Origin of the sequence: Agromyces mediolanus (genome assembly GCF_014648575.1) — a bacterium.
Taxonomy (GTDB): domain Bacteria; phylum Actinomycetota; class Actinomycetes; order Actinomycetales; family Microbacteriaceae; genus Agromyces; species Agromyces mediolanus.
Genome location: NZ_BMRJ01000005.1, coordinates 22,457 through 36,529, shown reverse-complemented (window position 1 = coordinate 36,529; position 14,073 = coordinate 22,457). Strand labels below are relative to the sequence as shown.

11 protein-coding genes and 1 pseudogene are annotated in these 14,073 nt (G+C 71.1%); 5 read left to right on the top strand and 7 right to left on the bottom strand.

All coding sequences use genetic code 11. The features are described from left to right. The first annotated feature begins 86 nt into the window (after positions 1–86). Positions 87–464 (top strand): cupin domain-containing protein, encoded by a 378-nt coding sequence (locus tag IEY71_RS16110; protein ID WP_189086403.1) that lies wholly within the window; start codon positions 87–89, stop codon positions 462–464. A gap of 78 nt (positions 465–542) precedes the next feature. Here the strand turns inward: IEY71_RS16110 and glnA are convergent, their stop codons facing one another. Beyond that, a complete protein-coding gene (gene glnA / locus IEY71_RS16105; RefSeq protein ID WP_189086402.1) occupies positions 543–1,967 on the bottom strand; it encodes a type I glutamate--ammonia ligase in 1,425 nt (474 codons plus the stop codon). 147 nt (positions 1,968–2,114) lie between these two features. On the opposite strand from glnA, the gene IEY71_RS16100 reads away from it, so the two are divergent. Then, on the top strand, positions 2,115–2,552 hold the full coding sequence (locus tag IEY71_RS16100; RefSeq protein WP_189086401.1) for an RDD family protein: 438 nt from the start codon (positions 2,115–2,117) through the stop codon (positions 2,550–2,552). A 96-nt stretch (positions 2,553–2,648) separates the two neighbouring features. On the opposite strand, the gene IEY71_RS16095 is transcribed toward IEY71_RS16100, so the two are convergent. The 3 genes from IEY71_RS16095 to lipB all read right to left on the bottom strand — a co-directional run bounded on the left by IEY71_RS16095 (position 2,649) and on the right by lipB (position 5,082). Continuing rightward, a complete protein-coding gene (locus IEY71_RS16095; protein ID WP_189086400.1) occupies positions 2,649–3,362 on the bottom strand; it encodes a DUF4191 domain-containing protein in 714 nt (237 codons plus the stop codon). Positions 3,363–3,460: 98 nt separating this feature from the next. Further along, a complete protein-coding gene (lipA, locus tag IEY71_RS16090) occupies positions 3,461–4,450 on the bottom strand; it encodes a lipoyl synthase (RefSeq protein WP_189086399.1) in 990 nt (329 codons plus the stop codon). Further along, positions 4,447–5,082, bottom strand: coding sequence for a lipoyl(octanoyl) transferase LipB (gene lipB, locus IEY71_RS16085; protein ID WP_189086398.1), 636 nt, complete (start codon positions 5,080–5,082; stop codon positions 4,447–4,449). The genes lipA and lipB overlap by 4 nt, the downstream gene beginning before the upstream one ends. A gap of 124 nt (positions 5,083–5,206) precedes the next feature. Between lipB and IEY71_RS16080 the strand changes: the two genes are divergently transcribed. Next, entirely contained in the window at positions 5,207–6,919 is a 1,713-nt protein-coding gene (locus IEY71_RS16080) for a hypothetical protein (RefSeq protein ID WP_189086397.1), read from the top strand. On the opposite strand, the gene sucB is transcribed toward IEY71_RS16080, so the two are convergent. The 3 genes from sucB to IEY71_RS16065 all read right to left on the bottom strand — a co-directional run bounded on the left by sucB (position 6,916) and on the right by IEY71_RS16065 (position 11,451). Next, entirely contained in the window at positions 6,916–8,448 is a 1,533-nt protein-coding gene (gene sucB / locus IEY71_RS16075; protein WP_189086396.1) for a 2-oxoglutarate dehydrogenase, E2 component, dihydrolipoamide succinyltransferase, read from the bottom strand. The genes IEY71_RS16080 and sucB overlap by 4 nt on opposite strands. Before the next feature lie 60 nt (positions 8,449–8,508). Next, positions 8,509–9,882, bottom strand: coding sequence for a dihydrolipoyl dehydrogenase (gene lpdA, locus IEY71_RS16070; RefSeq protein WP_189086395.1), 1,374 nt, complete (start codon positions 9,880–9,882; stop codon positions 8,509–8,511). Between the two features lie 102 nt (positions 9,883–9,984). Continuing rightward, the gene (locus IEY71_RS16065) at positions 9,985–11,451 is read right to left on the bottom strand and encodes a leucyl aminopeptidase (RefSeq protein WP_189086394.1); all 1,467 of its coding nucleotides are present in this window, start codon (positions 11,449–11,451) and stop codon (positions 9,985–9,987) included. Positions 11,452–11,546: 95 nt separating this feature from the next. Here IEY71_RS16065 and IEY71_RS16060 point away from each other — a divergent pair, with 95 nt between their 5' ends. Together IEY71_RS16060 and IEY71_RS16055 are read left to right on the top strand one after the other, a co-directional pair. Next, complete coding sequence (locus tag IEY71_RS16060; RefSeq protein WP_189086393.1) at positions 11,547–12,470, top strand: proteasome assembly chaperone family protein; 924 nt, start codon at positions 11,547–11,549, stop codon at positions 12,468–12,470. A 208-nt stretch (positions 12,471–12,678) separates the two neighbouring features. Next, a pseudogene (locus tag IEY71_RS16055) lies at positions 12,679–14,073 on the top strand (RNA polymerase sigma factor); the annotation flags it as partial.

Below are 14,073 nucleotides of genomic sequence, written 5' to 3'. Positions count from 1 at the left end.
GTCCAGACGCCCGCGCGCACAAGGGGGCAAACGCGCGCGCTCGAGGCATCCGCTCCAGCTCCCGGCCGCCGCCCTACGATGGCGGGATGAACGACGACGTCCGCAATGTGCTGACCGCCCTCGCCGCGGTCGGCGAGCCCTGGCAGCCGCACCGCCTCACGAGCGTGAACGACTACGACGTGAAGGTGGTGAAGCTCCTCGGCGAGTTCGTCTGGCACAGCCATCCCGAGACCGACGAACTGTTCCTCGTCGTCGCGGGCGAACTGACCATCCAACTGCGCGACCGGGACGTCGTGCTCGGGCCGAACGACGTCTTCGTCGTGCCGAAGGGCGTGGAGCACTGCCCGCGGGCCGACGAGGAGGTGCACGCGATCCTCATCGAGCCGAAAGGCACCGTGAACACCGGCGACGCCGGGGGAGCGCGGACCGCCGAGGTGCGGGAGATCCCGGCCGCCGCCGAGTGAGGATCGGGCGAACCCCGACGACGACGAACGCCCCGGGCGGCTGACGCTGCCCGGGGCGTTCGGATCGAGAACTGCGGCTCAGACGCCGTAGTACAGCTCGAACTCGAAGGGGTGCGGACGCTGGGCCAGCGGCTTCAGCTCCTTCTCGCGCTTGTAGTCGATCCAGGTCTCGATGAGCTCCTTGGTGAACACGCCGCCCTCGAGGAGGAAGTCGTGGTCGGCCTCGAGCGCGTCGAGCACGGCGTCGAGCGAGCCCGGCACCTGCGGGATCGTCTTGGCCTCTTCGGCGGGAAGCTCGTAGAGGTCCTTGTCGACCGGCTCGTGCGGCTCGATGCGGTTCTTGATGCCGTCGATGCCGGCCATGAGCTGCGCCGCGAAGGCGAGGTACGGGTTGCCCGAGGCATCCGGCGCGCGGAACTCGATGCGCTTCGCCTTCGGGTTGGTGCCCGTGATCGGGATGCGGATAGCCGCCGAACGGTTGCCCGCCGAGTAGACGAGGTTCACCGGGGCCTCGAAGCCGGGCACGAGGCGGTGGAACGAGTTCACCGTCGGGTTCGTGAAGGCGAGCAGCGCCGGGGCGTGCTTCAGGATGCCGCCGATGTACCAGCGGGCGATGTCCGACAGGCCGCCGTAGCCGGCCTCGTCGTAGAACAGCGGCTTGCCGTCGTTCCAGAGCGACTGGTGCGTGTGCATGCCCGAGCCGTTGTCGCCGAACAGCGGCTTCGGCATGAACGTCGCCGTCTTGCCCCACTCGTTGGCGGTGTTCTTGACGATGTACTTGAACTTCAGGATGTCGTCCGCGGAGTGGACCATCGTGTCGAACTTGTAGTTGATCTCGCCCTGGCCGGCGGTGCCGACCTCGTGGTGGCTGCGCTCGAGCTCGAGGCCCGCGTCGATCAGCTTCAGGCAGATGTCGTCGCGGAGGTCGGCGTGCTGGTCGACCGGCGAGACGGGGAAGTAGCCGCCCTTGAACGGGGTCTTGTTGGCGAGGTTGCCGCCTTCTTCGACGCGACCCGAGTTCCACGCGCCTTCGCTGGAGTCGATCGAGTAGAAGCTCGTGTGCTGGTTCACCTCGTAGCGGACGTCGTCGAAGATGTAGAACTCGGCCTCGGGGGCGAAGTAGGCGGTGTCGGCGATGCCGGTCGAGGCGAGGTACTTCTCGGCCTTCTTCGCGACCTGGCGCGGGTCCTTCGAGTAGATCTCGCCCGTGCGCGGGTTGTAGATGTCGAAGATCATGATGAGCGTGCGCTCGGCGCGGAACGGGTCGATGTACGCCGTCGACACGTCGGGGATGAGCTGCATGTCGGACTCGTGGATCGACGCGAAGCCGCGGATCGACGAGCCGTCGAAGAGCTGACCGACGGTGAAGAAGTCCTCGTCGACCGTCGACGCCGGGATGTTGAAGTGCTGCTGCACACCCGGGAGGTCGGTGAAGCGGATGTCGAGGAACTTGACCTCGGTCTCCGTGATGAACTTGAGGACTTCAGACGAATCACTGAACATGCGACGACTCTCCAAGGGGGCGGGCGGGAAGTCCGGAATCTCCGGGGCGGCCAGCAGCCGTCACCGACGGTATCCCCGGGCCGTTTCCCGGCCATGACGTGAGTGTTTCCGGCATGTTACACAGCGGGCGCTCGGTAGGATCGAAGGATGCCCGACGCGAAGCCCACCACCTTCGGAGACCTCCAGCCCAGCAAGTGGCCGGGGGAGCGGCTCGGACTCCCCGAGTCGGGCCGCGGTTCCGTCGGGCGGGTCGGTCGTCGCATCGCCGCCCTCCTCATCGATTGGGCGAGCGCGATGCTCCTCGCGCTCCTGTTCACGCCGTACGACTCGGTCGCCTACAACTTCGTGACGCCGCTCGTGTTCGTCGTGCTGCAGATCGTCTTCATCCCGACGATCGGCGGCAGCATCGGCCACCGCCTGCTCGGCATGGCGGTCGTCCCGCTCGAGGGCGGCTGGATCGGCATCCGTCGCCCCGTCGTCCGGTCGCTGCTGCTCATCATCGTCGTGCCCGCGCTCGTGTGGGACTCCGACCAGCGCGGCTTCCACGACAAGGTCGCGGGCACCGTCCTCATCCGCAGTCGCTGATCGCGGCATCCACGTCGACGCACCGCTTCCGGGGAGCGGAACGGGGCGGTCTCCCGAAGGAGACCGCCCCGTTCGCGTCGTGGGGACCCGTGCGGGTCAGCGGAGCTTGCCTCGCTGCGGACGCACCTTCAGCGGGTCGATGCCCTTCGGGATCGGGAGCGAGCTCTGCAGCGAGTTCAGCCGGTTCGACACCGCCATGACCTCGGGCTTGGTGAGCGTCTTCTTGAGCTTGCGCAGCGTCGCCGCGAGGCGGTGCAGCTCGACGTCGCCCTCCTCATGACCCACGGAGATGAGCGTGACGTCGACGGTCGGGAGCACCCGCGCGACCTTGCGCTGCTCGTCGTCGAGCATGCGCTGGGTGCGGCTGGCGGGGCCCTCGCTGATGAGCACGACGCCGCCGCGGCCGACGGCGCGGTAGACCGCATCCTGCGTGCGGCCGTTGACGGCGACCGGCATCTCATTGCCGACCCAGCCGCCGCGGAGGCCGCTGCGGAGCACGGCGCCGACCGCGCCGGGCTGCCCGTCGATCTGGGAGTACGCCGCCCGCTCGGCACGACGACCGAGGATGATCATGGCGATCAGCAGGCCGGCGAGCACGCCCGCGACGACCCAGAGCGCGATGGTGAAGCCGTTGCCCTCGCTGAGCCACAGCGCGAGTCCGAGCGTCACCGCGATGGGGGCGAGGAAGCCGAGGAGCATGAGCCACTGCGCGGTCGAGTCGTAGCGGCGGGTCATCTGGAAGACCTGCCACATCTGCTTCAGACGGCCGGGCTCCTTGGGGGAGGACGCGGAGTCCTTGGTGCGTGCCATGCGTCAAGGATACCGGCGGCGGGGGCCGCCGCGGACCGTGTTCGCGGCCCGCGTGCGACCCCGGTCGAACCCGGCGACGAGCGCGGGCGGAGCGGGGCTCAGCCGACCGCTTGGGCGAAGCCGAGCTCAGGGTCCGCGAGGTGCGCGAGCCCGGGCGGGAGCTCGCGCCCCTTCGCCCGCATCGACTGGGCCCAGAGGCGGCCCGCGCGGTACGACGATCGCACGAGCGGGCCGGCGAGCACGCCGAGGTAGCCGAGCTCCTCGGCCTCGGCCTTCAGCTCCACGAACTCCTCGGGCCGCACCCACCTCGCGACCGGCAGATGCCTCGGGCTCGGCCGGAGGTACTGCGTGATCGTGATGATGTCGGTGCCGGCCTCGAGCAGGTCGCGGAGCGCCTGCGACACCTCGGCGCGCTCCTCGCCCATCCCGAGGATGAGATTGGACTTCGTGATCAGCCCCGCCTCGCGACCCTGCGCGATGACGTCGAGCGAGCGCTCGTAACGGAACGCCGGGCGGATGCGCTTGAAGATGCGCGGCACCGTCTCGACGTTGTGCGCGAAGACCTCCGGCCGGGCGTCGAAGACCTGCCCGAGCAGCTCCGGCTCGCCGTTGAAGTCGGGCACGAGGATCTCCACGCCCGTGCCCGGGGAGTGCGCGTGGATCTGCCGGATCGTCTCCGCGTAGAGCCAGGCGCCGCCGTCGGGGAGGTCGTCGCGGGCGACGCCGGTGACGGTCGAGTAGCGCAGCTGCATCCGGACGACGGACTCCGCGACGCGGCGCGGCTCGTCGGCGTCGAACTCGGCGGGCTTGCCGGTGTCGATCTGGCAGAAGTCGCAGCGCCTGGTGCACTGCGAACCGCCGATGAGGAAGGTCGCCTCGCGGTCCTCCCAGCACTCGTAGATGTTCGGGCAGCCGGCCTCCTGGCAGACGGTGTGCAGCTCCTCGCTCTTGACGAGGGACTGCAGGGCGCGGTACTCCGGGCCCATCTTCGCCCGGGTCTTGATCCACTCGGGCTTGCGTTCGATGGGCGTCTGGGCGTTGCGGACTTCGAGGCGCAGCAGACGGCGCCCCTGCGGTTCGGCCGTCACGCGGCGACCGCCGCCTCGGCCGCCTCGAGGTGGCGGAGCACCGGCTCGACGACGTCGATCGGGCGCACAGTGCGGCCGAGGACGCGCGAGATCGTCGTGACGCCGGCGTCGCGGATGCCGCAGGCGACGATCTTCTCGTACGGCTCGAGCGAGTTCGAGCAGTTGAGCGCGAAGCCGTGCATGGTCACGCCGTCGGCGACGCGGATGCCGATGGCGGCGATCTTCTCGTCGATGCCGTCGCCGACCCAGACGCCGGAGCGACCCTCGACGCGGCGCCCGGCGATGCCGAGCTCCGCGAGCACGGCGATGAGCACGTCCTCGAGCCGGCGGACGTAGCCGACGACGTCGATGGGCTCCGGCAAGCGGAGGATCGGATAGCCGACGAGCTGCCCCGGACCGTGCCAGGTGATCTTGCCGCCGCGGTCGACATCGACGACGGGCGTGCCGTCGATCGGCCGTTCGTCTGGACTCGTCCGTTTGCCGGCGGTGTAGACCGCTTCGTGTTCGAGGAGGATGACGGTGCCCGGGCTGGTTCCGGAGACCACCGCCTGATGGACGGCGCGCTGGAGGGAGAGTCCCTCTTCGTACGGCACGGAGTTGGCGCTTAGCCCCGTGACGACAGAGTCGAGCATGCGGATCAGTCTAGACACCCGGCGGACGATGACGACGGTCGTCCACAGGCGCGCCGCGGGCGTCGGCGTCCACCGATGCCGGTGATCGGCGGTCGCGGCGCCGATCCCGGGCGAGCATCGAGGCATGGAACAGCAGACGCAGCAGACACGACGAGGGCGACGTGCCCGCGGCGACGCCGTGCGCCGGCACGGGAGCCGCGCGGTGCCACAGCCGCGCACGGAGCGCGCGCCGCGCACGGCGGCCGCACCGTCGGGCCACCGGGGCGAGTCGCCGTGGGCGGAGCCGGCCGCGACATCCCCGGGTCGAGTGACGATCGCGCCGGGCGGATGCCTCGGCGGCTACCGTCTCGTGCGGAGACTGGCGACCGGGGCTCGCGCGCAGCTCTTCCTGGTGACGGCGGAGCCGGCCGGTGAAGAGCTCGACGACCATGAGGCCGCCGAGCGTCCGCTGCTGCTCCGCGTGTACGACGAAGCGGCCGAGCAGGAGACCGTCACCGCCGAGCTCGAGGCCCTCGAAACGCTCGGCGGCGGGCCGCTCCCGGCGATCGTCGACCTCTTCACCGCCGGGTCGTCGATCTGCCTCGTGGTCGAACTGATCACCGGCCGCCGGCTCTCGAACGTGCTCGACGAACGTCGCCTGACCCAAGGCGAGGCGGTGACCGTGCTGGCGCCGATCGTGGCCGCAGTGGGTGAACTCGCGCGGGCGGGATTCGCCCATCCTGCGCTGACCGCGGCCGATGTGCGCTTCGATGCAGCGGGACGTCCTCGGATCACCGGGCTCGGGCGTCTGCAACGGCTGGGAGCGGCATCGGCCGAGCGGACCGCGCTCGAACGGCACACGCACGAGGCACTCGTCGACCTGCTCGAGCTGGTCGCCGGGGCGACGAATCCCGCGACGGCGCTGCAGCAGCTCGTGGAGCTCGCCCGGTCTCGGCTCGCTGCGCGCCCGTTCGAGCCGTTCGCCCGCTCGCTCGAGCAGGAGCTCTTCCGCGTCGCAGTCGCGGCCCCGGTCCGCGGCGTCGGCGAAGACCACCGGGCCACGGGCATCGTGGCTCCGCCGCCGTCGGTGAGCGGTGCGCCCGGTGCCTGGCCGAACGGCGTCGCACCGGTGCCGCCGGGTGCTCCGTCGACTCGCTCGGCGAGCGTCGGGCGCGGTCGCTTCCGTCGAGGGACGCGACCGCAGGCGGACGGTGCGGCACCGAGGACGGCGCTCAGCGAGTTGCTCGCGGCCGAGGTCCCGGTGCTCGAGCTGCTCCGGAGCGGGCACTGGCGGAGGCGCCTCGCGGAACGGCTCGGGCGGCGGCGCGGAGCGCTCGTCGTCGGGGCGCTCCTCTCCGCTGCCACCTCGGTCCTGCTGCTCACTCTGGTCCCGCCGGACCGGGGCGACTCCGTCGAGCGCGCGGCGGAGTCGCGCCCCTCGGTCGCGGAGGCTCCGTCGTCCGAGCGCCTCATACCCCCGGACGACGCGGAGCCCACCGACGTCGAAGGAGAGACCCGCGCTGAGGAGCCGCCGGCGAGCGGCGACGGCGAGGCGCTCGCGGCGACGGCCGCGGAACTCCTGGCCGACCGCGCCACGTGTCTCGCGGCCGCAGACCCAGAGTGCCTCGCGCAGCTCGTGCAGCCCGGATCCGCGCTCGAGCGCAGCGATCTGGCCCGCATCGCGGGGGAGCAGCCGGTGGAGCAAGCGCCGTACGATCTCGATGCCGTGGCGGTGGTCGGCACCATGGGCGGTGCGGTGCTGCTCGAGGTGCCGCTCAGTGGGGCGGAACGCGAACCGGCCTCGCTCCTCATGATTCGGAGCGAGGCCGGTTGGCGTCTGCGGGAGATCTTCGACTAGATGCCGAGGTCGGCGTCGAACGCGCCCTCCTCGAGCCGCTCCTTCACCGCGGTGAGGAAGCGGGCCGCGTCGGCCCCGTCGATGATGCGGTGGTCGTACGAGAGCGCCAGGTACACCATCGAGCGAACTGCGATGGCGTCCGAGCCGTCCTGCGAGACGACGACCGCGCGCTTCACCACGGTGCCGGTGCCGAGGATGGCCGTCTGGGGCAGGAACACCACCGGAGTGTCGAACAGTGCGCCGCGCGAACCCGTGTTGGTCAGCGTGAAGGTGCCGCCGGAGAGCTCGTCGGGCTTCAGCTGGTTGTTGCGGGTGCGCTCGGCGAGATCGGCGATCTGCGCGGCGAGGCCGGCGAGGTCGAGCTCGCCCGCGTCGCGGACGACCGGCGTGAGCAGGCCGCGCTCGGTGTCGACCGCGATGCTCATGTTCTCCTGTGCCGGGTAGACGATGGAGTCGCCCTCGACGGTGGAGTTGATGATCGGGTACGCGCGGAGCGCCTCGGCCGCGGCCATCGCGAAGAAGGGCAGGAACGAGAGCTTGTTGCCGGTCTTCTGCAGGAACTCGTCCTTGACGCGGTCGCGCAGCTTCGCGACCTTGGTCACGTCCACCTCGACGACCGTGGTGAGCTGCGCGGTCGACTGCATCGAGACGACGGCGCGCTCGGCGACCACCTTGCGCAGGCGGGTCATCGCCTGCGTGGTGCCGCGCAGCGGCGAGGTCTCGAGCGGGGTGCGGGCCGGTGCAGCTGCACCGCTCGCCGCGGGCGCGCCCTGGGCCTGCAGCACGTCCTGCTTGCGGATGCGGCCGCCGACCCCGGTGCCGGTGACGCTGGCCAGGTCGACGCCCTGCTCGCTCGCGAGCTTGCGGACGATCGGGGTCACGTACCCGCTGGGGCCGGCGTGCGAGCCGCCGGCGGCCGGAGCAGCGGCGGGCGCGGCCGGTGCCGGAGCAGCCGGTGCGGCGGCGGGGGCCGGGGCAGCGGGTGCGGCGGCGGGGGCCGGGGCAGCAGCCGGGGCCGGTGCAGCAGGAGCCGGGGCCGGAGCAGCAGCGGGGGCCGGTGCAGCAGGAGCCGGAGCAGCAGCAGGAGCCGGAGCAGCGGCCGGGGCCTCAGCAGCCGGGGCAGCCGGTGCCGGGGCAGCGGGCGCTTCGGCAGCCGGTGCCGGGGCGGCGGGCGCCGGGGCAGCGGGCGCCTCGGCGGCCGGTGCAGCGGGCGCCTCAGCACCCGGAGCAGCCGGCGCCTCGGCGGCCGGTGCCTCAGCGGCCGGGGCGGCGGGCTCCTCGGCGGCGGCCGAACCGTCGCCGATCGTGACGAGGGCAGTGCCGACCTCGACGGTCTCGTCCTCCTGGACGAGGATCGCCTCGATGACACCGGCGACCGGCGACGGGATCTCCGTGTCGACCTTGTCGGTGGAGACCTCGAGCAGGGGCTCGTCCACCTCCACGCGGTCGCCGACGGCCTTCAGCCAGCGCGTGACCGTCCCCTCCGTGACACTCTCACCGAGTGCCGGGAGGCTGACTGATTGGCTCATTCGCTTGTCTCCTTCACAGCGTTGGACGCCTTGTGTGGTCCGATTTTGGAGCGGGTGGGGTCAGATCGCGTGCAGCGGCTTGCCGGCGAGCTTCAGCACGGCCTCGCCGAACGCTTCGTTCTGCGTGGGGTGGGCGTGGATGAAGGGCGCGATGTCCTCGGGGTACGCCTCCCAGTTCACGGCGAGCTGGGCTTCGCCGATGAGCTCCCCGACGCGGCCGCCGATCATGTGGACGCCGACGATCGGGCCCTCCTTGACCTGCACGACCTTGATCGAGCCGCTCGTGCCGAGGATGCTGCTCTTGCCGTTGCCGGCGAGGTTGTACTCGTAGCTCGTGACCTGCTCGGCGCCGAACTTCTCCGCGGCCTTCGCCTCGGTGTAGCCGACCGAGGCGACCTCGGGCTCGCAGTAGGTGATCTTCGGGATGTTCACGTCCTCGACGACGATCGGGTTCAGGCCCGCGATCTCCTCGGCGACGAAGATGCCCTGCTGGTAGCTGCGGTGGGCGAGCTGGAGGCCGGGGACGATGTCGCCGATGGCGTAGACGCCGGGAACGTTCGTCTGGAGGCGCTCGTTCGTGGGCACGAAGCCGCGGTCGAGCTGGACGCCGACCTCTTCGAAGCCGAGCCCCTGGGTCGAGGGGCCGCGACCGACGGCGACGAGCAGGAGCTCGGCCTCGATCGTGGTGCCGTTCTCGAGCGTCACGACGACGCCCGACTCGTTCTGGGTCACGCTCTGGAAGCGGATGCCGAGCGAGTAGTCGATGCCGCGCTTCTTGAAGGCGCGCTCGAGCTGCTTCGAGATCGACTCCTCCTCGTTCGGCACGAGGTGGGGGAGCGCCTCGATGACGGTCACCTCGGCGCCGAAGGAGCGCCAGACGCTCGCGAACTCGACGCCGATGACGCCGCCGCCGAGGACGGCGACCTTGCCGGGAACGAAGTCGAGCTGCAGCGCCTGCTCGCTCGTGATGACGCGCCCGCCGATCTCGAGACCGGGCAGCGAGCGGGAGTAGGAGCCGGTGGCCAGCACGACGTTCTTGCCGACGTAGCGCTCACCGGCGACCTCGACGGTGTTCGGCGAGACCAGGCGGCCCTCGCCCTCGACGACGGGGATGCCGCGCGCCTTCAGGAGGCCCTGCAGGCCCTTCCACTTGCTCGCGACGATGCCTTCGCGGTAGGCGGTGACGCCGGGCATGTCGATGCCCTCGAACGCGGTCTTGACACCGTACTTCGCCGCGTCCTTGGCGGACTCGGCGACCTCGGCGGCGTGGAGCAGCGCCTTCGTCGGGATGCAGCCGCGGTGCAGGCAGGTGCCACCGAGTTTGTCCTTCTCGATGACCACGGCGGTCATGCCGAGCTCGACCGCTCGGATGGCCGCCGCGTACCCGGCGCTCCCGCCGCCCAGGACGACGATGTCAAAGTTCTGCTCGGACAAACCGGTATCTCCCTCGCGCATCAGATCTGCGACACGGACCGCACCGGGTTCGTGCCCGGAGCGGGTGACCGGGGCGAGTGTTTTCGCCCCGGTTCGACCTTACTACCCCGCGGCGAGCTCCTCGCCAAGGCGGACGAGCGTGCGCACGGCGACGCCGGTCGGCCCGCCGCTCGTGAAGCCCCAGGCCGCTCCGCCGTTGTCCGCGGGGCCGGCGATGTCCAGGTGCGCCCACGGGATCCGCTCGCCGTCGCGTTCGCCCACGAATTCCTGGAGGAAGACGCCCGCGAGCAGCATGCCCGGGACGATGCCGCCGAGCTTGGTGTTCGTCAGGTCGGCGACGTCGGACTTCAGGAGGGGGAGGAGATGCGCCGGCAGCGGCATCGGCCAGACCGACTCGTCGACGGCGGACGCGGCGTCGCGCACACGCTGCACGAGGGCGTCCTCGCCCATGAGGCCGGTGATCCGACCGCCGAGCGCGACCATCTGCGCGCCCGTCAGGGTGGCCACGTCGACGATGGCGTCGGGCTGCTCCTCGCTCGCGGCGACGATGCCGTCGGCGAGCACGAGCCGGCCCTCGGCATCCGTGTTGAGCACCTCGACGGTCTTGCCGCCGCGGATGCGAAGCACGTCGTTCGGCCGCATGGCGGTGCCCGACGGCAGGTTCTCGGCGAGGCACAGCCAGGCGGTGACCCGGATCGGCACGTTCAGGCGGGCGAGCGCGATCGTCGCGTTGAGCACGGCCGCGGCACCGGCCATGTCGCCCTTCATGCCCACCATCGACTGCATGGGCTTCAGGCTCAGGCCGCCGGAATCGAAGGTGATGCCCTTGCCGACGAGGGCGAGCGAACGGGTCGCGCCCTCGGGCGCGTACTCGAGGCGGACGAGCCTGGGGCCGCGGGTGGAGCCCTGTCCGACGCCGAGGATGCCGCCGAAGCCGCCGGCCTCGAGCTCGTCCTCCGCGGAGACCCGCGCATCGACGCCGGCCGCGCGAGCCGCCTCGACCGCGCGCTCGGCGAAGCTCGCGGGGAAGAGCTCGGAGGGCGAGAGGTTCACGAGGTCGCGGGTCGAGGCGACCGCCTCGGCGACCGCGCGCACGCGCTCGGTGCCCAGTTCCTCGTCGTCGAAGCCGGTGTGCAGGGTGATCGAGGCGACGGGCGCCTTGGGCTTCGAGCGGTACTCGTTGAAGCGGTACGCCCCGAGCGCGGCGCCCTCGAGGAGCGCGGCGGCCTCGGCCGCGGATGCGGTGGGCACGCCGAGCGCGACCGATTCCACGTCGCTGAGCTGGCGGAGCGCGCTTCCCGCGGCGAGCCGGAGCGCGTCGGCATCGGCGGTGGGCCCGGTGCCGGCGACGGCCACGACCCGGCCCTCGACTCCCGGGTCGGCGAGCCGGACGAGCTCGTCGGCCGCGCCCTTCGCCCCCAGCGCGCGCAGCTGCCCCTCCGCCCACTCGAAGCCGTCGGGCGCGAGCAGGACGACCCCGTCGTCGCCGCTCCGCGACGCGAGGACGACGACGTCGGCGGTGGCGTCGACGGCAGGGGAGGAGGAGAGCGAGATCACGGGAGTGGGCATGCCATCGATGCTACGCGGAGCGGTGTTCGCTCTGAGCGTTCGCGGGAGGCATCCGCGCCGGCGGTGGCCCGGATCCCTCTCAGTAGTCTGGAATCATGCGCGACCCCCGATCCCTGTACGAGCCGAACCCCGCGGTCGACGTGCCGCTCGGCCTCCCGCTCGTGGCCGGGCTCACCGGCTTCGCCGACGCCGGCGGCGCGGTCGCGCAGACCACGGAGTACCTGCGCTCGACGCTCGACACGACGGTCGTGGCCGAGTTCGACGCCGACGAACTGCTCGACTACCGGGCGCGCCGCCCGATCATCGTCTTCGACGGCGATCACCTCACCGAGTACCGGCCCGCGCGGCTCGCCCTCGACCTCGCGAAGGACGAGCTCGGCCGCCCCTTCCTGCTGCTCACCGGCTTCGAGCCGGACTTCCAGTGGGAGCGGTTCTCTCGCGCGGTGCTCGAGCTCGTCGAGCGCTACCAGGTCGCCTCCTTCAGCTGGCTGAACGCCATCCCGATGCCGGTGCCGCACACGCGGCCGATCGGCGTCACCGTGAGCGGCAACCGCAGCGAGCTGATCGAGACCATGTCGGTCTGGCGGCCGACGACGCAGGTCCCGTCGAACGCGCTGCACCTCGTCGAGTACCGGCTGCACGAGCGCGAGCTGCCCGTCGCCGGCTTCGTGCTGCTGGTCCCGCACTACCTCGGCGACACCGAGTACCCGGCGGCGGCGATCGCGGCGCTCGAGGCGATCAGCGCGGGCACCGGGCTGATCTTCCCGACCGAGGTGCTGCGCGAGCAGGGGCGCGACTTCGTGGCGCGCATCGACGAGCAGGTCGCCGAGAACGGCGAGCTCGCGAAGCTCGTGACGACGCTTGAGCACCGCTATGACGCGTACATGGCCGGTACGAGCCTGCGTTCCCCGTTGACCGACGAGGACGGCGAGGTGCCGACGGCCGACGAGATCGCTGCGGAGCTCGAGAAGTTCCTGGCCTTCCGCCGCTCCGACGAGGAGCCGCCGCACCCGGTGTGACCCCGGCGCCGACTCGCCGTACGGCGGAATAGCGGCGGATGCCGAGGCGTTCTCACTCTTCGAAGGGCGCGCGTGGCTGATCGGCACCGAACGTGCGAGGAACCGGCGGCTCGCTGGTATAATTGTAGGCAGGACCCGTTCTGGTCGGCCGAGGCGATCTCGATCGCATTCGCTGCGGACTTGACATGGGTCCTCGTAGTGTCCGAAAACATCGGGCAGGGTCCGAGAATACCGGGCAGCCGAACATGCCGAGCACCGTCGTCGTGTCGCGAGCGCACCGACGAGGAGAGGGTCAACACCTATGGCAACCAAGTCCACGAAGGCTGCGACGGCCGAGGCCGAGGCGACGGCCGAGAAGCCGGCCGCAGCCGGGACGAAGCGCCCCGCCGCGAAGGCGGGCACGGCGAAGGCCGCGCCGAAGGCGAAGACCGCGGCGAAGACGCCCCGCACCGCCACCGCGAAGGCGACGAGCAAGCCGAAGGGCAAGCGCAAGGGCGACGACGAGGACGAGGAGCTCGACGAGGGCGACGAGCCCGTCGTCGACGAGGTCGAGATCGACGAGACCGACGCGGCCGGCGATGAAGCCGACACCGACGAGGAGGCGAAGCCCATCCCGGCCGACCCGCACCCCACCGGTGCGCTCGTGCTGCGCGCCGCCGACGACGAGGACGAGGTCCCCGTCTACTCCGCGACCATCACCGGCGCCACCGCCGACCCGGTCAAGGACTACCTGAAGCAGATCGGCAAGGTCGCGCTGCTCAACGCGGCCGAAGAGGTCGAACTGGCGATGCGCATCGAGGCGGGCCTCTTCGCCGAGGAGAAGCTCTCGCACATGTCCGACGCCGAGAAGCGCTCGCAGCTCGGTCGCGAGCTGCAGTGGGTCGCGAAGGACGGGCAGCGGGCGAAGAGCCACCTGCTCGGCGCGAACCTGCGTCTCGTCGTCTCGCTCGCGAAGCGCTACACCGGCCGCGGCATGCAGTTCCTGGACCTGATCCAGGAGGGCAACCTCGGTCTCATCCGCGCGGTCGAGAAGTTCGACTACACCAAGGGCTTCAAGTTCTCGACGTACGCCACCTGGTGGATCCGGCAGGCGATCACCCGCGCCATGGCCGACCAGGCGCGCACCATCCGCATCCCGGTGCACATGGTCGAGGTCATCAACAAGCTCGCCCGGGTGCAGCGCCAGATGCTGCAGGACCTGGGGCGCGAGCCCACGCCGGAAGAGCTCTCGAAGGAGCTCGACATGACCCCTGAGAAGGTCATCGAGGTGCAGAAGTACGGCCGGGAGCCGATCTCGCTGCACACCCCGCTCGGCGAGGACGGCGACAGCGAGTTCGGCGACCTCATCGAGGACACCGAGGCGGTCGTGCCGGCCGACGCGGTCGGCTTCACGATGCTGCAGAAGCAGCTCGAGTCGCTGCTCGACTCGCTGAGCGAGCGCGAGGCGGGCGTCATCCGCATGCGCTTCGGCCTCGGCGACGGCATGCCGAAGACGCTCGACCAGATCGGCGACACCTTCGGCGTCACGCGCGAGCGCATCCGGCAGATCGAGTCGAAGACGATGGCGAAGCTGCGGCACCCGTCGCGCTCGCAGTCGCTGCGG